The sequence below is a fragment of the Streptomyces sp. NPDC054883 genome (genome assembly GCF_053610645.1).
Window position 1 is genome coordinate 25,992 of the sequence record NZ_JBSGYT010000042.1, and the last position, 18,487, is coordinate 44,478.

The window sequence follows — 18,487 nt, forward strand, 5'->3', positions numbered from 1 at the left end:
CCACCAGACCCCAACTCGCCTGCGCCGACCAGGAGCCCGCCGTGCCGCCGTTCATCACCGCCATCCAGTTCGCTCCCGGAGGCCCGCGCGTGACCGGCTACTGGGAGTCCGAGCCGCCTGCGGCCCGGAAGTGGGTCGAGTGGTTCGGCCTCTACGGCGTCCCCAGCACCGGCGTCGTGATCACGCTGGTCGAGCAGCGACCCGATGGCAGCGAGCGCTCCCTCAAGCGGTGGCCGGACGCCTGAGGGGTCGGACCACCGGATCGCGTAGCCGTCACACGGCGCCGTCCACCCCAGCGGCGCGGGCCCGCTCTCGCGACGCGTCTGAGGCCCGCCTGGGACGACGTGCGAAGGGCCTCCAGGCGGGCTCCGGGGGCCACGATGCCATCGAGTGCGTCAGGTGTGATTGAGGCGCGGCGGTCACCTGTGAGAGGGCCAGCCGGTCCGGCGGGCCCGGGCGTCTCGGCCCACCGGTAGAAGGAGCGGACGGCCCGCACGCCGCGTCACGCGAGCGGGCCGCGGCCGCGTAGTCGTGAAGATGACGCGGCACTGCGGCCGGGGGCCTTGATCTGGCGGGCGGAGCGAGCGTGGGTGCTGATCTTCTCGGAGAACCGAGCATCGAGCGATCGGCGAACGCTGCTGGCTGACGTGGTGAACCTGAGTTTCGTGGTCAGTCCGCCTCGGGATCGCCCGAGGGCGTGATCACATATTTCGTCCCCCTGCCCTGCCCCTTTTTACGGGCGCCCGCGGCATGCTGATGAGCCCGCGCGACCGTGGAGTCGACCGACACCAGCCAGTCGATGTCACCGGTCGCGTCCTTCTCCGCCTGGACCGCGGCCAACATCCGAGTGAACGTCCCATCCAGCGCCCACCTGCGGAAACGCGTGTACAGAGTCCGCGGCGGCGCGGCCGGACCGGGGAGCCGCCTCACGCTTCGTACGCCCGGTTCACTGCGGAGAGGACGGCCTGTACGGAGGCCGTGAGGACGGAGGTGTCCTGGCCCGCTCCCCAGACGGTACGGCCCCCCACCCTGCACTCGACGTAGGCCGCGGCCTCTCCCGCGCTGCCGGTGGTGACCGCGTGCTCGGCGAAGTCGAGGACGTCGACGGGGATTCCGGCGCGCGTGAAGGCGTCGGCCAGGGCGGAGAGCGGCCCGTTGCCCTTGCCGTCGGCCGGTACGGTGCGGTCGCCGACGCGCAGGACGCAGGCGAAGCGGTGGCCGTGGCCGGTGAAGTCGGCGGTTTCGGTGTCCACGTCGGTTCCGGCGTCGTGGCCGGCGTCGTGGGCGGTGCTCCAGGATTCCAGGGCCACGGGGCCCGCGCCCCGGCCGGGCTCCAGGTAGGCCGTGCGGAAGAGCGCGTGGAGGTCGCCGGGGGATGCCTCGCGTCCGCTTTCGTCGGTCACCTCCTGGACGGCCCGGGAGACATCAGGGCGCATGCGCTCCGGCAGGTCGAGGCCGTGGTGGGTGCGGAGCAGATGGGCGACTCCGCCCTTCCCCGACTGGGAATTGACGCGGATGACGGCCTCGTAGCCCCGGCCGAGGTCGGCGGGGTCCAGGGGCAGGTAGGGCACGTTCCAGGGGGCGAGCTCCGGCGGGATCCCGGCCTCGGCGGCGTCCTTGGCGTGCCGCGCGAGCCCCTTGCTGATGGCGTCCTGGTGGGTGCCGGAGAAGGCCGTGTGCACGAGGTCGCCCGCGTAGGGATGGCGGGGGTGGACGGGGAGTCGGTTGCAGTACTCGACGACGTCGCGGACGGCGTCGATGTCGGAGAGGTCGAGCATGGGATCGACGCCCTGGGCGTAGAGGTTGAGGGCGAGGGTCACCAGATCGACGTTGCCGGTGCGTTCGCCGTTGCCGAAGAGGCAGCCCTCGACGCGCTGGGCCCCGGCGAGGACGGCGAGTTCGGCGCAGGCCACGCCGGTGCCGCGGTCGTTGTGGGGGTGCACGGAGAGGATCACCGCGTCGCGGCGGGCGAGGTGGCGGTGCATGTACTCGATCTGGTCGGCGTACACGTTGGGGGTGGAGATCTCGACGGTGGCGGGCAGGTTGTGGGTGACCGGCCGGTCGGGGCTGGCGTCCCAGAGCGCGGTGAGGCCGTCGCATAGCTCCAGGACGTAGTCGGGTTCGGTGAGGTTGAAGGTTTCCGGGGAGAACTGGAAGCGGATGTCGGTGTCGGGGCGGGTCTCGGCGAGCCGCGCCATGAGAGTGGCGGCCTCGTGGACGGTGCGCCGGACCTCGGCGCGGTCGCGGCCGAGGACGGTGTCGCGCCAGACCGGCGAGGTCGCGATGTAGAGGTGGACGACTGCGCGGGGCAGGCCGTCGAGGGCGGCGAAGGTGCGCTCGATGAGTTCGGGGCGGGCCGGCGTGAAGACGACCGGGGTGACGTCCTCGGGGAAGCCACCGGAACCGACGAGTCCGGCGAGGTGGCGGACGAAGTCGAAGTCGGCGCGGCTGGCGGAGGGGTAGCCGACCTCGATCTCCTTGAAGCCCGTGCGGACGAGCAGCTCGAAGAAGCGGTGCTTGCGGTCCGTGTCCATGGGCTCGGCGAGGGCCTGGTTGCCGTCGCGGAGGTCGACGGGCACCCAGAGCGGGGGGCGCTCCAGCCGGGCGGAGGGCCAGAGGCGGTCGAACTCGGGGACGTGGACGCGGTCCTGGAACGGGCGGTAGCGGTGGTACGGCATGGGGCCGGGGCGCTGGGGATTGCGGATCATGGCCGGTACCGTAACCACTCCTCAGCTCCTCAGACAAGTGCTCCTCAGGCAAGTTGCGGTAGATTTCTCGGCGAGCGCCTCCGGCATCCGGCGGACGCGCCCGCGATCCGGAGCCTCGGAGACTCCGGACATCAGAGAAGCAGGTGATCCCGTGCCGCTCGGTGCCCTCCGTCCCAGCCCTCTGGTCGAACAGGCCGCCGAGCGGCTGCGCGAGCAGATCGTCGGGGGCCACTGGCCGGTCGGCACGAAGCTCCCCGGCGAGACGACGCTCGCCAAGGAGCTGGGTGTGGGGCGTTCCACGGTCCGCGAGGCGCTGCGTGCCCTGGCGGGCGCCGGGCTCGTCCAGCCCCGGCAGGGAGCGGGCGTCTTCGTCACCGCGACCCGGCCGACGGAGGACTGGCCGGCCCGGCTGCGCAGGGCGGCGGTGACGGATGTGTACGAGGTGCGGATGCTGGTGGAGGTCGAGGCGGCCCGCCTCGCGGCGCAGCGCCGGACCGAGGGGGACGTGACGGCGATGCGGAAGGCGCTGGACGGCCGGCGCAAGGCCGCCGAGTGCGACGACGCGGGTTTCGTCGACGCCGACATCGCCCTGCACGCGGCGGTCGTGGCCGCGGCGCGCAACCCCGTCCTGACCGACCTGTTCGCGGAGTTCGCGCCGGTGCTCCGCGAGGGCCTGATCGAACTCCTGGACCTGCTCGGGCTGCGCGGCACCGACCTCCGGCACGGCGAGGACGCCCACGCCGACGTGGTGCGGGCGGTGGAGGCCGGCGAGGCGGAGGAGGCCGCACGGCTGACCCGCCAGGAACTGGAGTCGACGCTGGCGCTTCTCCAGTCGACCCCCTGAGCCCCGGGTCGGGCCTCATCAGCGGGCAGGCGGCTCGCGCCATGGCGTACGCCTCATCGCTCATGCGGTCGGATGTCGACGATGATACTGATCTTCCGCGCCACGCGCGTGGGCTCGGGGTGGGCCCTGCAGCCGGACCCACTCCCGATGGGTGTGCTCACCCCGCTCACCAGCCCAGTTGGGAGCAAGGGCGGCCTCCGGAGATCGCTGCGATGGCCGTTCGGGTGCAGGAGAAGGCCAACGGGTGGGCTGCACCCAGTTCGAATCGGTCATGGGGAAAATCCGCGTTCCCCGCCGGGCACCTGGCCGTCCTCGTCGCACGCAGGACAGCGTGAGTGCCGACGAGACATACAGCAAGGTCCGCGCGCGCCTACCTCCGCCAGCGAGGCCTCCGGCATGTGATCCCCGAGAAGAAGGACCACAAGGCCGTACGTCCGCGTCGGGGTTCACGAGGCGGACGGCCCTCGGGCGCCGCACTCCTCATCTGGCTCCACTCGTAGCATGCAGAATTTGCTCACCCCAGGGACTTGAGGTCCTCCAAGCCGGCCGCGACCAGCAGCGGGGTGAACTCCACAACGCTGTGCGCGGCGACACCCTTGAGGACATACGGATCGGTGGCGAGAAGCCGGTCAAGTTCTTCGGCGGGCATCCGGGGGGCGAGGTAAACGCCACCGACCAGAGGCACCTGGCGCCCGGCCACCAGAAGCAATTGCCGGGATATGAGCTGGTTCAACCAGTCGCCGTGGGCTGGTCTCCATCGGTCCACTTCATCCGGCGGTGCCGTGTAGGTCACTGTGACAACGAACATGAACGGACCGTAGCGGAACACCAAGTACTGCCGCGATCACATTCCATGATCCAGGAGACAGACCCTGTGTGAGTGTGGGGGGTGGTGGCAGCGGTTGGGTGTCAGCCGGTGGCTGTGCCGGGAACGGATGCGAAGCGTTCCTGGGGCCTGCTGACCGAGGGTTTGAGCGTGCCCCGGAACCTGGACCTCGGCGACCGCGCGAAGGCGCTGGAACAGCTCGGCGTCAAGTCGCTCGCACACGCCGCGATCGTCGGACTCGTCAAGGACGTGCTACCCGCGACGCAGGTCGGTCTCCTGGTCGGCTCCCGTCCCTGGCCCCTGCTCGCGGCCCGCATGGACCGGATCCGCGACCAGGGCGGCCCCGCACTCCTCGGCGCGCACCTGGGCCGCCTCCAGGCCGACACCTCCTGGAAGGACGGCCCCACCTCCACCACGGTCGGCCGTCTCGTGGACGCGACCATGATCCCTATGCTGACGACATGCTCGACATACCTCTTTCAGCACTGGAAGTCGCGATGGTCCAGACGGACACCCGCGCCGTGGACACGCTGCGGGACACCACGGCCTTCGCACAGGGACTCGAACGGCTCGGCTACCACCGGCTCTGGTACGCCGAGCACCACCACTCGCCCGCGATCGGCGCGTTCCCGCCGGTCGTGCTGATCGCGCACGCCGCCGCCACGACCTCAGTCATCCGTCTCGGCTCTGGCGGGGTGCTGGCACCCAACCACGCCCCCATCATGCTGGCGGAGCAGTTCGGGACCCTGGCCGCCCTGCACGGGGGCCGTATCGACCTGGGCATCGGCCGTGGCCCCGGAACTTTCGACGAGGCCACCGCGCGGGCGCTGCGCCGCGGCGCCGGACCGACGACCGACGCGGAGTACGGGAGCGACGTGGCCTCGGTCCTCTCCTTCCTGGTGGGCGAAGTCGCCCTCGACCCGCTGCCGGAGCCGTGGCTGCTCGCCTCCAGCACCGCAGGCGCCGCCCTCGCCGCGGCGCTCGGCCTGCCGGTGGCCGTGGCCCACCACATCCGACCCGACAACACCCTTGCGGTACTCGAGCGTTACCGGGCGGAGTTCACCCCGTCCCGTTGGTGCGAGCGGCCCCGGGTGTTGTTGTGCGTCGAGGCGGTGTGCGCGGAAACCGACGAGGAGGCCGTGCGGCGGACGGGGCCCATGGCCGTCGTCAAGGCCGGGCTCCTCAAGGGGGTGAGCGACATGCCCTTCCCGACCCCCGCGCAGGCCGCCACCCACCCGTTCACGGAGGAGGAGCGAGCGGTGCTGGCCGGCTTCCGGGCACAGCAGGCCGTCGGGGCCCCGGAGACAGTCGTACGCCGGCTCGACCGACTGGCGCGCGAGACCGGCGCGGACGAGCTGATGCTGACCACGCCCGTGCACGACCTCGGCGACCGCCTGCGCTCCTACGAAATGATCAGGAAGCGCTGCGGCTGAGCGAGAAGTACCGAGACGGGCGGGAAGACCTCGTACGCTGCGGACGTCGGGGGCAGTCGCGGAAGGGGGGGCGCGCATGGGCTTACGAAAAGGCGCCAATGTGCCGGTGGAACACACCTCGGTGCGGGTGGAGGTGGGATGGCAGGAGCGCCCCGGAACTCCGGACGTCGACGTGTCGGCCCTGCTGCTGACCGCTGCCGGAAAGGTGCGGTCGGACGTCGACTTCGTGTTCTACAACCAGCCCGCCCACCGCAGCGGCGCCGCGAGCCACGAGGGCAGGCGACAGGACGGCGAGAGCGTCGTCGAGACGATCAGCGTGACGTTGTCGGCGGTGGAGCAGGACATCACGACCGTGGTGGTCGCGGCCTCCACCGACGGCACGTTCGGCCGAGTGCCCGGTCTGTTCGTACGCGTACTGGACGCGGAGAGCGGTGCCGAGGCGGCGAGGTTCGACGCCACCGACGCCGACTCCGAGACGGCGTTCCTGCTCGGCGAGCTGTACCGGCGGGGCGGTGGGTGGAAGTTCCGCGCGGTGGGGCAGGGTTACGCTTCCGGCCTGGCGCCTTGTGCGGTCAGCAGCTCCCGCTGTGCCTTCCCCTCCGCTGGCTCCGCGCTCTCCTCCGGCTGCGCAAGGACCAGGTGATCGGCGACAACCACCGCCATGGCACAGGCGGGTAGCACCCGCACCATCTGGTCCTGCAGGGCCAGGATCTCCGTCGCCTCGTAGGCCTGTCGCCCTTTCCGGAGCAGCCGTGCCAGGTCGGCGAGAGCGGCGCCCTCCTGCTGTTCCGGCTGCTGGAGCTCGGTGAATTGGGTGCTGCTCGCCTACGAGCAGGTGCGCGCGTAGGGGCTCCCGGCGACCGAGGGCAAGAGCGGCGACCCGAGGTGGCCGGCCTTCGCCCGCCGCTACGGCTTCGACCCCCGCCGCCCGGTTCAATGAGCGTTGTTCCACCTGAATTCGCTGGTCACGGCTGGCGTGAGCGGGGGCTGAGATGCTCGTGCCGGTCGTAGGCGTGATCGGTAGCAGGTGATCATCCGGCGCGTTGCCGGTTCGCCGGAATCGCGATGCCGGGTCCGGAGTGCCTCATAGGCTCCGAGGAGAGCCGGGGCCGTTGGCGGCGGGGTTCGGTCAGCCGCTTTCCCGGTAGTTCATGAACCAGTGGGTGTCGAAATAGCGGGCCATCGTGAATGGGTGGTGCGGGTCGATGAGGATGCGGCAGACGAACTCCGCGGCCTGGCAGTCAAAGGGGACGTCCTTGTTGTCAAAGGACCGGACCACGACGGGCCAACGGTCGGGGTCGTCACCGTCGGCCCTCCAGCAGTACAGGTCCTCGTGCTCAGTGCCCGCCCAGATGAGCAGACCGTCCCTTCTGAGGTCCGTCCACGGCTCCTGATTCAGGTCCAGATATCCGTCGAAGGCGCCCGTGCCGAACGTCTCGACCATGCGCTTGTAGTCGCTCGGCAGCGCGGTGCCCAGGCGTGACTCCACCTCCGCCCAGTCCACGTCCGGCCGCTGAGCGGGCTGTGTCCAGCCGATGATTTGTCTGAGCCGCTCCATCCAGTCGACGTCCTCGTCCTCATCCGGAGCGACCGCCAAGGGTTCTGACACTTCCCTGCGGGCGACCACTAACACCGGCCGCTCGGCCCCTTCGGCGTCCCGCGCCGTACCCGTGCCCACCCACTGATCCCCATACGCCCACGCCCGTATCTTCACCGCCCGGTCCTCGAAGGGGACGAGGAGAGCCGCGCCCCTGGACTCGTCGACCGTCGGATCGGTGAAGCCGTCGAGGACGAGGGTGCGCGGGGCGCCGTACCTGTTGTTGAGTAGGTTGGTCAGGTCCTGCGGGTTCAGGTCGCTGGGCAGGTAGATGTAGCCGTCCCCCGGGCCAAGCTGGGCCAGCAGGTCGTTGACGGTCGCTTGCGTGAGCTCCATGGCGGACAGTGAAGCGCACCGCGCTGACAATAGGCATCGTCCAACCTAAAGCTGCAGGCTATGGCGCTGGCGTGGGCCGAGACTGGGGTATCGCGCCGGTCACGACGCCTTAACTTCGCGGCATTGGGTGATCGCCCGTCACCGTTTGACCTCGGCATTCGTCAGCACGAGGAGGGCCCGCAGGAGCGTGGTCGCGTGTCGGGCGTTCATGCGGACCTTGGTGAGGATCCGCCAGTTCTTCAGGTCGGCGAAGCCGTGCTCGTTCGCCGCGCGCTCGCGGCTGATCAGCTTGTTCGCCTCCTTCTGAGCGGTGCTGAGGGGATGGCCTCGGGTCGTTTTGCGGCCGGTGATGATCACGGGGTCGTCGGCTTCGTCGTCCAGGCCGGTGAAGCCGAGGTCCGTCGGCGCCCCGATGCCGGCCTCCCGCACCTTGGCGGTGATCTTGTTGTGCCGGGCGGTGGTCACCTCGCTGGAGCAGCCTGGTCCAGGTTGCCGCGCTCGTCGGTTAGGGCGAGAAACAGCAGGCCGTGGGCCTTGTGCTTCCCGCTGTAGTTCGGCCGGTTGGCATCCCCGGTTCGCCTGCGAGTACGGATGAGGGTGCCGTCGAGCAACACAACGACGCAACCCTTCCGGGCGATTTTCATCAGCGTCCGGTCTAGCCGCGGGGCCCGCGCGGCGAGCAGGCCGATCACTTCCAGCAGCCAGCGGCGCACGGTGCAGGCGGAGACGTCGTTGCCGCCCGCCATGTCGGAAAGTCGCTGGTCGTGGCGCAGGACCGCGAGGACGATGAGGGCGATCCGGCCGGGCGGGAGCTTGCGTCAGCGGGAGCAGATCTTTCAGTGCAGGCGACCCTTCTTCGCCACGTATCCAATCCGGTCGAGATCCTGCACGTCCGCGGCCACCCGGCCGCCGCCGTTCACAGCGCGGCGTTCCAAGAGTGAGCTGACGACCGCCGTACCCGTTTCCCGGCCGCGCGTCGCACCGCACCGAGCGGGTCGGTGCGCGAGTGGGGCACGCGGCAGCGGATCGCGCGCCATCGTGGCGAGCATGCGACTGGAGTCCCGACAGGTTCCCGCGGAGGTGTGCGCCGACCTGTTGTGCCTGTTCACGCTGGTTAAGCCCGTCCTAGTGCTCTTCACTCGATCTGGTGTGATTCCGCTACTTACTCGTAGATTCCTGGAGTTATTCTCGTAATTTGTGTGGCTGTGACGGATTTCGGGAGTCGCCGCTTCACCGTGATCGGTGCCCCTCCTCCGGCCAGCGGGCCGGAGGAGGGGCTGGCCGATGTTCTGACGCTGCAGCGGCGGGCGGAGGCATCTTCCTCACCGCAGGCCGAGCGCGACCTGTTCCAGGACTCGCTCGCCGAGTATTGCTGGGCGAGGGACGTCGCCGGCCTGGCCGCCTCGACCTTGAGCAGGCTGGTGCAGCCGGTGATCGAGGTGTGCGCGTTCTACGACACGGTGCCCTGGAGGCTGACGCCGCGCGAGCTGGACCAGTACTTCGCGGGCGCGGGCAAGCGCAGTCACGCGACCGTCCGTAAGAAGATCACCGGCATCGACATGTACTTCGCGTTCCTGGAACAGCGCTACGCCGGCGAGGTGCTCCGCCGTTTCGGGGCGGCGGTGGAGTCGCCGATCGACGCGTTCAACCGGCCTCATCACCGGGGCGACTTCGGCCTTCGGATCCCGCCGTCGGCGAAGGAGATGACGGCGTTCTTCGCCTCGTGGCGGGACGAACTCGCTCTCGCGCGGAAGTATCCGGTCGCGGTGCGGGACTACGTGATGGCGAAGATCGCGTACGTATCGGGGGTACGGGCGGCCGAGCTGTGCCAGGTGCGGCTGGGGGATGTGCACTGGGACAGCGGCCAGTGGGGTCGCTACTTGGTCCGTGGGAAGGGAGCGCGCGGATCCGGACCGCGCGAGCGGCAGGCGTTCCTCTTCACCGAGGGGCGACAGCTGCTGTGGTGGTACGTCGAGGAGGTCCGAGGGCAGTTCCCGGACGACGCCAGTGATCCGTATGCCCCGCTGTTCCCCTCGGAGAGGCTGCCGTCGGCGTTCGGCGTGGACGTGGCGATCGCCCCGCCGCTGCACCCGGACACCTTCCGACGGACGCTGAAGGCCGCCTCGCGCCGTCACCTTTCAGGGACGGTGACGGTGCTCTTCCCGCACCTGCTGCGACACGCGTGCGCCACCCACAACTATGAGGCGGGGATGCCCCTGTGGGACGTGCAGGTGTTGCTGGGACATCAGTGGCCGACCACGACGGTGGGCTACCTGGCGACCGTGAAGGGCGATCCGGAGCGGGCCAGTCTGGAATCGTCGCGGCGTGCGGTGCGTCGGCTGAGCTGGGAGAGCTGAAGATATGAAGTGGAATCTGCGGTGGGTGGCTGCCAAGCGGGACATCTGGCGACCGACCCAGCTGAAGACCGCGTTCGAGGAAGTCGGATTCACCCCGTCGCTGAGCAAGGTGGCCGCGCTCTGGTCAAGCAAGCCGCTCACCGTGCGCCTGGACGACCTGGACATGATCTGCACCGCCCTGCAGGGCACGGTCGGGGACCTCATGGAGGCCGAACCCGTCGGGCTGGAGGCGGCCGAGCGGGCCCCGCAGGCAGTCGGCGAGAGCACCCCGGCGGCCGGTGGGGGCAGGCCGGTGCCGAGGCAGGCGGGCGGCAGGGGCGGCGCGCGCCGCTCACTGCCGCCGAACTAACCATGCCCGCCGGGCGCCGGCCCGAACGGGGCGGATGCGTGCTCTGCGCGAGCTGGGGAACGGTGACGATCAGCGGGCACTGCCCGGAATGCTCAGCGGCCCGCAGCCCAAGCAAGCAAGCCGTGGAGGGGGCTTGCCGACGGTGCGGCTGGCCGGGCATTCTCGCCGTGGACGGGACCTGCCGCGGGTGCCGCGCCGCGGTCCGCCTCGGCCAGGACGACGAGTGGATGTGGGCCGAGCTGGAACGGCGCCAGCTGCCACGCGGGCGCCCGCTACAGCTGTCGCTGCGTCTTGAGGGGGTACGGCCTCCGGCGGCCCAGCCGCTGCGGCTGACTGGCGAGCCCACCACCGTGGTGAAGCTGCCCCGCTGGGCCCGGGACCGGAAGCCGCCGCCCCGCGACGATCCGAGAGTCTGCGAGGTCCAAGTACCTGGGCAGCTCGGCCTGTTCGCGCCGTGGCCCCGGACCTTCGCCCTTGGCCACGGCAAGCTCATTCGCGGCCGCGAGATCGACGGCCTGCCCGCGGTGCTGGTGGTACTGCGGGAGATGGTCGCCGAACGCCGGGTCGGCGAGAGCTGGCATTTCCACACCGAGGAGGGCACCCGCCTCGCCCTCGCCGCGCGCCCGCCCGACGAACACCTCGTACGCCCCGAGGCGCTGGCCGACCTTCCCCAGATGAGACCGACCATCACCGAGGCCTTGGCCCGCGCTGGCCTGCTCGCTCGACCGCGGATCCGACTCGTCCCGGGCTGGATGGGCTCCGGCCAGGGAAGCTGCCGTACATGCCTGGCCTGGACGAACCAGGCCGGCCAACGGTGCGTCGACTGCCTGAACTGGGCCGCCACACATCCCGCAACAGCATCCTGCACACGCTGCGCGGACCTGCTGCCCCTGCGGGACGGTCACTGCCGGCGCTGCCTGCTCCTGCTCGCCGAAACCACCACGGACCTCGACGGCATCGCCCTGGACGGCGGCGACCAGCTCTGGCTCGGCGGAGCGCTCGCTCCGCGCATGCGGACCACTGTCGGCGGTCTGGCCCTGCACCGACGCCTGGAAGCCCGGGCCCGCACCGCCCGCCGCACCCACCAAGACGGCAAGACGGCCTCCCCACACCAGAGCCTTCCAGGCCAGGAGGCTCTGTTCACCTTGACCCGGAGCTGGGAGCGCCTGGACGAGACGAAGCTGCCGCCCCTGACCCCCGAGGCCCAGGCCCTCCTCGACGGGTTCGCCCACCACATCACCGACCGAGGCTGGAGCCGCGACGCCCACAGCTCCGCCCACCGCACCCTCCACGTGATCGTCGCGCACCTCGGCGCCCAGGCCCCGATCCCCGAGGCCGACGTACGCGCCGCCGCACACCTGCGCCGCGCCAGCGCCGGCCGCATCATCAACTACCTGCGCACCGCCGGAATGCTCGTCCCCGCACCCCGGCCCGACTGGTACCTCACCCGCGCCCGGCACCTCGCCCAAGCCCTCCCGGAAGACTTCAGCGCACCAGCCCTGACCTGGATCGAGGTACTCCTGGGCCACGGCACCCGTCCGGGCCGTCGCAGGGCGTCCTCCACTATCTACCACTACCTGTGCAACGTGAAGCCGGTCTTGGACCAGTGGGCCCGTCAGGGCATCGACGACCTCCGCACGATCACGCGCACCCATATAGACGAAGCCGTCAAGCCGGTTCAGGGGGAAGCAGCCCACTCCCGCGCCACCGCCTTGCGCTCCCTGTTCCGGGCCCTGAAACGAGAACGGCTCATTTTCCACAACCCGGCCACCGCCCTCTCCGTCTCCATCCCGACCGCCCTTCCCATCCCGGTCCCCACCGACCGGCTCCGCACTGCCCTCGCCACTCTGACCACGACCCGCGCCCGGCTCTGCTTCGCGCTCGCAGCAGTCCACGCCCTGTCCGTGGCTGACCAGCGGGGTATCCTCCTCGAAGACCTCAACCGCACCACCGGGCGCCTCACAGTTCGGCGGCCCGGCCGCGCGGACCACATCGTCTTCCTCGACGAACTCACCTCAACGCTGGCCACGGCATACCTCGCCGAGCGCCACCGGCTCTGGCCCGCCACGGCCAACCCGCATCTTCTGGTGACCGGCCGAACTTCCGCCGACGACACCAACCCACCGGTCAGTACCGAGGCCATCGTCAAACCGATCCGCGCGATCAAACTCACCGTCGGCGCCCTGCGGGCCGACCGCATCCTCGACGAAGCCCAATACAAGGCCGACCCCGTCCACCTCATGCGCCAGTTCGGCATCAGCGCCTGCACCGCCGTGAGATACCTACACACCGCCTACCCCGCCGGTCCCCGTTCCCGCCGCTCTCGGACCGGGGCCGTGACCGAGCGGACCATTCACAGCGACTCGGGTAGTTGATACGTATCAGTACATTGACGCGCCCAAATCCATCCGAGTTCCTGAAACGTGCGAACGGTGCCGCCGTCTGAGGGAACTACCTGCACCCGCTTCGTCTGCCGCCCTTCGCTGGGTATCGATGACTCATGACACTCACCAGCGACCAAGAAAAGATGCTCATTGAAGAAGTGAAGCAAACAGCAACAGCCATTCAGGCTAAAAATACAAGCTTTGGGCAGTTCGGACTGTTGGCCGTTTTGGTCTTGGGTGCAGTGGCGGGCATCTCCAAAAGCGGCGACGGGAAAGTGATGCTGCTGGCCGCACCCCCAGCATTGTGCGTCATCCTAGCCTTCATGATGCAGTTGTTTGGTGACGCGTTGGCCCTTGGAGTCTACATCGAGACCTTGCAGAATAAACTCAACGAGGCCCTGGAAGGCGAAGGGGTCAAGCTGGCATACAACGATGTCATGCATAAACGTCGCTATCTCAGCATTCTAGGAATTCAGGTGATCTTTCTCGTGCTTATTTGCTCTGCTTACGCCGTCTCGGGAATGATCGCATTCAATCTAGATAGTTACCGCAGTTGGGGAATTCTCTTCTTTTTCGTGAGCGCCTTCATCGGAGTTGGGACTTTGATCCTGGCGGTCATTGACGGGATGTCGTCGGAATCGGCTGCCCAACGGATCCTGGGCGGAGGTTCAGCCAACGTGAAGGGAGCATTCGGGCTCCGGAAAGTTGGGAAGTGAAGAAGCAGAGCGATCGCCGAGGGCTCTGTGCTACTGGCAGCGCAGCCCCGAAGGCATCGCCGCTCTGCTGCGCCTGCGCACCGTGGCCCTAAACGGCGTGCAAGCGACGTGTGTGGTCGCCCCCAACCGAATCCAGCGGGTTCGCCGATTCTCGTACGGCCTGGGAGGTGAACCCGGCTCTCCTCCCGGACACGGCACCCGGATGAGCTGTGGGTTCGTACGCGGCCCCGGTACGGAACGGGCAACCGCTCAGAGGGGCCGCGGCCGTGAGGCAGCCGGTGTCCTTCCACATCCGATTCGGTCGGCAAGGCGGGCTGCGGAGCTTATGGAGGTGCTCGGAGGGATTGCGTCGCTCGCCCAGGCTTTGCCCCTTCGGCGACGATCGCCCAGATGGCCGACGCGCTGCGACTGTTTGGCGTCTGCCCTGCCGACCCCGCGCTCAGCGTTCGGGAGGCAGGCCCCTTGCGCTCCGGCCCAGGCACCGGAGTTACTTTGTGGCTGGTGTTCGAGAGGGGACTGCGGGGCGTGGGGAGACTTGTGGGTTCCAACGCACCGAAGGGGGCACCGCAGGAACCCAAAGCCAATGGGTTTGGGGAGGATCCTGGTTTGCCATACGAGTTATGCCTGCCGAATGCCGTGGGCTGTGATCTTCTCGCCCCTTGTCGGTATGGCTCATCTCTGGTCAGGAGCGGAAGGGGCATGATCAGAGCGTGGCGAGGATCGGAGGCCGCAGGCACAGACGCTGGCGGGTGTGGCTGGCTGGGGTGGGTGGGCTACTCGTGGCGGCGAGCTTGCTGTATGCGGGTCTGCAGCTGGCCCGCGGAGGCATTGACGCTGTCGGTACCGCAGGCCTACTCGGGCTGCCCGTTGGGGTGGCGGCCCTGGTAGTCGGGGTGGTGGATCTACGGAGGCCACCTCAGGGTGACCTGGCACAGCTAGCGCGCGGGTGGGCGTCGACCTTGGCCGAGCAGGTGAAGGAGGACGAGCAGCGGCAGTGGCGGCAGCTAATCGGGGACGACACGAAACGGATCAATGTCGCCTTCAAGCTCCGTCCGGAGCCGGGTCGGACGGCGCTGACTCCCGCCGACACCGGGCGCTTGTTCGCGGGAACCCCGACCCTTCCAGACGTAGCCGCGTACTACCGTCAGACGCGCCCGCGCCGTCTGGTGGTCACCGGTGCGGCAGGCGCGGGCAAAACCGTGCTCGCTCTGGAACTGATGCTGGCGCTTCTTGAGGACCGGGACGAGAGGGATCCGGTCCCAGTGCGGCTGTCGCTGGCCGAGTGGGACACCGCCATCGCCCTGCCCGCGTGGGTCGCCCGCCACCTGGTCGACGTCTACGACTGGCCGACCGAGATGGCCGAGGAACTCGTCCGCCAACGTCGCGTGCTGCCGGTGCTGGATGGACTGGATGAGATGGATCCCACCAGACCAGATGGCGCTCCCTCCCGCAACGCCCCCCGCGCCCAAGCCGCCCTGAACGCGCTCAACGACTACCAAGACGGCCGCACCGCCGGCCCGGTGGTCCTGACATGCCGCACCCGCCACTACAAAGCCTTGGGCAGCCAGGCACGGCTGCTCGACGCCGCCCACATCCAAATCCAGCACGTCACCCCTTCCACAGCCCGCTCCTATCTGATGCAGCGGGCCCGCGATCCGGCGCGCTGGCAGTCAGTGCTGGATGCATTGGACAGTGACCCGACCTGCACACTGGCCAGGGCCCTGTCCACGCCGTGGCGGCTGAGCCTGGCGGCCACCGTCTACGCACAGCATGGTGACCCCTCCGACCTGCTTCGCCATGCCAGGCCCAACGTCCTCGTTGAACACCTTTTGGCCCGCTTCATCCGCGCGGCTGTGGCCCTCCACCCGCGCCAGCGCCGCTCCTACGATGCCCGCATTGTCCACCAGTGGCTCGCCGAGCTTGCCTCTCATGTTTCCCCTCGTACCGACCTCGTCCTCCACCAGCTGTGGCCAATGGCTGGACCTCGGCGTGTGCGCCGCACCGACGCGCTGCTCACAACGCTCACGGTCCTGCTGCCGCTCCCTCTCGCTTGGGCCAGTTCCTCTCCATGGGGTATCGCTCTGTCCATTGCCCTGACAGCCGTCGTGGCTGGCTCTCTTGCGACAGTCAATGAGGTTGCGCCGCCGAAGCGCGTGGGATGGGGAGGTCTACGCACTGAAGCCGGATATCGCAACCTAGTGTTCGGGCTCGGATTCGGACTCGCCAACGGACTCGTGCTTGGGCTCGACTTGGGCCTCCTCCTCGGCCTTGTGTCAGGGCCCGATTCCACGCTCGTTATCTGTAGCATCGCCGCACTCCTGGTCGGCCTTCACCTCGGGCTCCTGTACCTGCTCTGGGCCGGACCCACGTTGCCCCCGTCTGTGCCCCTCCTTGGTGCCTGCGTAGCGTCCCTAATCTTCTACGCTTCCGTCCTCGGGCTTGTGGTTGCTCTTGTGCTCGGGCTGATCCTCTGGTTCATGGGCGGATCAATGGGACTGATTCGCAGCTGGCTCGCCTTCGGGCTCGGGTTCGGACTCACTGTGGGACTCGCATTGGGGCTCCTCACGGCGATCACGCACGGGTCGGCGGTGAGCTCGAAACCCCGGGAAATGGTCCGTGGTGATCTCGTGTGCGGCATCGCGGGTGGCCTAGCGTGCGGTCTCGCGGGCGGCCTCACTTTCGGTCTGGCCTTTGGTACCGCGGGCGGTCTCACTTTCGGTCTGGCCTTTGGTACCGCAGGCGGCCTCACTGGTTGCCTCACCGGCGGGCTGGCGGGCGACGACTCCTCCCTCTCGCGTAGCGGGCTTCAGGTCGGTGGAACAGCGGGACGCCGGTACCTGGTCTTCTTGCTGTGCTCCAAGGGAAAGCTGCCATGGAGGCTCGGAGCCTTCCTCGATTGGGCCTACGCTGCCGGACTGCTGCGTCTCGCAGGCGCCGCCTACCAGTTCCGTCACCGTGAACTGCAGCAATGGCTGGAGCGCAATCCCGGCCCCCCGCCGGTGTAACAACGATCATTCGGACGGGATTCGCTCAGCGGGCCCTCGCCACCGACCAAGTCGGACTCCCGCGTCTTCGGGTTGGCCGATGTTTCCGCGCAGTGAGCACAGCCACCCCGCAACGCTTACATCCCCTTCGGCGCAGGCTCCCGCAAATGCATCGGTGACAGCTGCGGCCTCACCAAAACCGTCCTCGCGCTCGCTTCCATCACCGCCCAATGGCGGCTCAGTGCCCTCCCCGGTCACCGCATGCGTCCCGCAGCAGCCTCCCTGCCACGACTCCGTACGTGCATGGCCAGCTACGGCGTGATCGGCAGCGGCCGGCGCCGAGCGTTGGAGGACTGCGTGATGGCGTAGAACCGAACGTGCGATGCGAGGCGTTCGACCACAATGGCCCTCGGGTTCGTCGCCAGGGGGCGCTAGGAATCCGCGAACCCGTCGGTTTCGGGTGGGGGCGATCGCGCAGGTGGTCTGGACGCCGTACCAGGCCATGGCGCGGAGCTGGAGGAGGCCGGCGATGCCTGCCGGGTCGCGTTGCCAGTAGCGCAGCGCCCCGGTGATGTCGAGGTGGGCGGCGTCCGGTGGGATGGCCTGGATGCGCGGGGTGATGTCTTCGGCGAGGGCCAGGAGCTGGGGGTACAGGTCGGGGTGCGCCTGGTGGGGGAGGTGGAAGTGGGCGTGGAGGATGCGGCGTTCGGTCATGGTGGTCACCCGCGGCTTCCGGGGCTGGTGTAGCCGAGGGTCTTCAAGTCGGCGGAGCGGGTGCCGGCGGGTTGGAGGTCGGCGTAAGGGTGCAGTCGGGCGCCGGTGGTGCCATTGGCGAGGGTCCGCACCGGGGCCGCGGCCGCAGTCGGGGCCGGGGTTTGGGCGGGGGTGGGGGCGAGTTGGCTTTGGCCGAGGAGGGTGAGGACGGCTTCGGGGCCGTTGTCGCGTCGTGCGGCGGCGAGTTCTTCCAGGTCCCACACCATCTGGCCGACGACGGTGCGGCGTGGTCCGCGTGCCTCGACCGTGCCGCGTACGAGGAGGAGGCCGGAGTGGAAGACGGTGTGGGCGACCTGGTCGTGGCTGTCTTCGAAGAACGCGATGTCGACCAGACCGAAGCCGTCTTCCAGGGTCACGAAGATGACGCGTTTGCCGGAGGGGATGGGCGGGGTCTGGGTGGAGGCACGCACGCCGGCGACGAGGACCCGCTGCCCGGGGTGCATGGTCGTGAGGTGGGCGGCGTCGGTGGCCGATCTCGCGCAGCAGCCGGTGGTGGTGGGTCATCAGGTGCTGGGACACGTCGATCTTCAGCACGTTGATCTCCACGCTCAGGGCTTCGCGGCTGGTCATCTCGTCCGCCGCACCCGCCGCGTCGTCTCACTCGGGCTGCCCCGCATCGGGCCGCCCGAAGAGGATCTCCGCCCCGAAAGGCCCACCGGATGACCAACCCCGTGATCGACGGGAAGCGAGCCGACTCGGCCCGCCGCCGCGAACGTGTCCTGAAAGCCATCTACACCGCAGTGAAGTCCGGCGGGGACATCACCGTCTCCGGACTCGCCCGCGCGGCCCGCGTCGACCGGACATTCCTCTACCGCCACCCCGACCTGCTCGAACGAGTCCACTTCGCAGCCAGCACACCCGTCGAGAACGGCCGGATGGCGGCGGTCAGCCGGGCCTCGCTCCAGGCTGACCTCGCGAAGGCGCTGGAAGCCAACAAGCGCCTCACGGCGCGGGCCCGCCAGCTCGAGAAACGGCTCTCCTCCCAGCTCGGCGAGAGCGTCTGGGCCGAGTCCCGGCTCGGAGCACCGGTCGACATCGACCAGCTCCAACGCCGCATCAACCTCCTCGAACAAGAGCTCGCCAACAAGCAGAGTGAACTCGAAGAGCTGACAGAGGAGCTGGAGGCGGCCCGGGCCGCGAACCGGGAACTGACCCGGGCCCTGAACCAGGGCAGTTAAT

17 protein-coding genes and 2 pseudogenes are annotated in these 18,487 nt (G+C 69.1%); 12 read left to right on the plus strand and 7 right to left on the minus strand.

All coding sequences use genetic code 11. From position 1 onward, the window contains the following. The first annotated feature begins 41 nt into the window (after nt 1-41). Nucleotides 42-245 (plus strand): hypothetical protein, encoded by a 204-nt coding sequence (locus tag ACWGH1_RS26410; protein WP_453351524.1) that lies wholly within the window; start codon nt 42-44, stop codon nt 243-245. Between the two features lie 413 nt (nt 246-658). Here the strand turns inward: ACWGH1_RS26410 and ACWGH1_RS26415 are convergent. Beyond that, nucleotides 659-975: pseudogene (locus ACWGH1_RS26415) on the minus strand (IS5/IS1182 family transposase); the annotation flags it as partial. Then, nucleotides 927-2,708 (minus strand): 2-isopropylmalate synthase, encoded by a 1,782-nt coding sequence (locus ACWGH1_RS26420; protein ID WP_453351523.1) that lies wholly within the window; start codon nt 2,706-2,708, stop codon nt 927-929. The pseudogene ACWGH1_RS26415 and the gene ACWGH1_RS26420, both read right to left, overlap by 49 nt. Nucleotides 2,709-2,859: 151 nt before the next feature. Here ACWGH1_RS26420 and ACWGH1_RS26425 point away from each other — a divergent pair, with 151 nt between their 5' ends. Further along, complete coding sequence (locus ACWGH1_RS26425; protein ID WP_453351522.1) at nt 2,860-3,552, plus strand: FadR/GntR family transcriptional regulator; 693 nt, start codon at nt 2,860-2,862, stop codon at nt 3,550-3,552. Between the two features lie 514 nt (nt 3,553-4,066). Here the strand turns inward: ACWGH1_RS26425 and ACWGH1_RS26430 are convergent. Further along, nucleotides 4,067-4,360, minus strand: a complete 294-nt coding sequence (locus tag ACWGH1_RS26430; protein WP_453351521.1) for a YciI family protein — start codon at nt 4,358-4,360, stop codon at nt 4,067-4,069. 479 nt (nt 4,361-4,839) lie between these two features. Here ACWGH1_RS26430 and ACWGH1_RS26435 point away from each other — a divergent pair, with 479 nt between their 5' ends. Together ACWGH1_RS26435 and ACWGH1_RS26440 are read left to right on the plus strand one after the other, a co-directional pair. Beyond that, on the plus strand, nt 4,840-5,811 hold the full coding sequence (locus ACWGH1_RS26435; RefSeq protein ID WP_453351520.1) for an LLM class flavin-dependent oxidoreductase: 972 nt from the start codon (nt 4,840-4,842) through the stop codon (nt 5,809-5,811). A gap of 76 nt (nt 5,812-5,887) precedes the next feature. Beyond that, nucleotides 5,888-6,454: a TerD family protein gene (locus tag ACWGH1_RS26440; RefSeq protein WP_453351519.1), complete on the plus strand. Its 567-nt coding sequence runs from the start codon at nt 5,888-5,890 to the stop codon at nt 6,452-6,454. A 486-nt stretch (nt 6,455-6,940) separates the two neighbouring features. On the opposite strand, the gene ACWGH1_RS26445 is transcribed toward ACWGH1_RS26440, so the two are convergent. From ACWGH1_RS26445 to ACWGH1_RS26455, 3 genes are all read right to left on the minus strand, one after another. Next, complete coding sequence (locus ACWGH1_RS26445) at nt 6,941-7,744, minus strand: SMI1/KNR4 family protein (RefSeq protein WP_453351518.1); 804 nt, start codon at nt 7,742-7,744, stop codon at nt 6,941-6,943. Nucleotides 7,745-7,882: 138 nt separating this feature from the next. Then, entirely contained in the window at nt 7,883-8,209 is a 327-nt protein-coding gene (locus ACWGH1_RS26450) for a transposase family protein (protein ID WP_453351517.1), read from the minus strand. Next, nucleotides 8,206-8,490 carry a hypothetical protein gene (locus tag ACWGH1_RS26455; RefSeq protein ID WP_453351516.1) on the minus strand — a complete coding sequence of 95 codons (285 nt, stop codon included), beginning with the start codon at nt 8,488-8,490 and terminating at the stop codon, nt 8,206-8,208. Before ACWGH1_RS26455 ends, ACWGH1_RS26450 begins: the two co-directional genes overlap by 4 nt. Before the next feature lie 18 nt (nt 8,491-8,508). Here ACWGH1_RS26455 and ACWGH1_RS26460 point away from each other — a divergent pair, with 18 nt between their 5' ends. The 7 genes from ACWGH1_RS26460 (at nt 8,509) to ACWGH1_RS26490 (ending at nt 16,903) form a co-directional block, all read left to right on the plus strand. Beyond that, on the plus strand, nt 8,509-8,685 hold the full coding sequence (locus ACWGH1_RS26460) for a hypothetical protein (protein ID WP_453409060.1): 177 nt from the start codon (nt 8,509-8,511) through the stop codon (nt 8,683-8,685). A 258-nt stretch (nt 8,686-8,943) separates the two neighbouring features. Continuing rightward, nucleotides 8,944-10,101 carry a tyrosine-type recombinase/integrase gene (locus ACWGH1_RS26465; RefSeq protein WP_453351515.1) on the plus strand — a complete coding sequence of 386 codons (1,158 nt, stop codon included), beginning with the start codon at nt 8,944-8,946 and terminating at the stop codon, nt 10,099-10,101. 4 nt (nt 10,102-10,105) lie between these two features. Next, nucleotides 10,106-10,450, plus strand: coding sequence for a helix-turn-helix domain-containing protein (locus ACWGH1_RS26470; protein WP_453351514.1), 345 nt, complete (start codon nt 10,106-10,108; stop codon nt 10,448-10,450). 167 nt (nt 10,451-10,617) lie between these two features. After that, nucleotides 10,618-12,825 carry a hypothetical protein gene (locus ACWGH1_RS26475; protein WP_453351513.1) on the plus strand — a complete coding sequence of 736 codons (2,208 nt, stop codon included), beginning with the start codon at nt 10,618-10,620 and terminating at the stop codon, nt 12,823-12,825. A gap of 125 nt (nt 12,826-12,950) precedes the next feature. Continuing rightward, nucleotides 12,951-13,550, plus strand: a complete 600-nt coding sequence (locus tag ACWGH1_RS26480; RefSeq protein ID WP_453351512.1) for a hypothetical protein — start codon at nt 12,951-12,953, stop codon at nt 13,548-13,550. A gap of 959 nt (nt 13,551-14,509) precedes the next feature. Next, entirely contained in the window at nt 14,510-16,555 is a 2,046-nt protein-coding gene (locus ACWGH1_RS26485; RefSeq protein WP_453351511.1) for an NACHT domain-containing protein, read from the plus strand. A gap of 120 nt (nt 16,556-16,675) precedes the next feature. Next, the gene (locus ACWGH1_RS26490; protein ID WP_453351540.1) at nt 16,676-16,903 is read left to right on the plus strand and encodes a hypothetical protein; all 228 of its coding nucleotides are present in this window, start codon (nt 16,676-16,678) and stop codon (nt 16,901-16,903) included. Nucleotides 16,904-17,253: 350 nt separating this feature from the next. On the opposite strand, the pseudogene ACWGH1_RS26495 reads toward ACWGH1_RS26490, so the two are convergent. Beyond that, nucleotides 17,254-17,881 (minus strand): annotated as a pseudogene (locus tag ACWGH1_RS26495) (DNA polymerase III subunit alpha); the annotation flags it as partial. An 86-nt stretch (nt 17,882-17,967) separates the two neighbouring features. Between ACWGH1_RS26495 and ACWGH1_RS26500 the strand changes: the two are divergent. Beyond that, nucleotides 17,968-18,486: a DUF6262 family protein gene (locus ACWGH1_RS26500; RefSeq protein ID WP_453351510.1), complete on the plus strand. Its 519-nt coding sequence runs from the start codon at nt 17,968-17,970 to the stop codon at nt 18,484-18,486. Nucleotide 18,487: the final 1 nt, after the last annotated feature.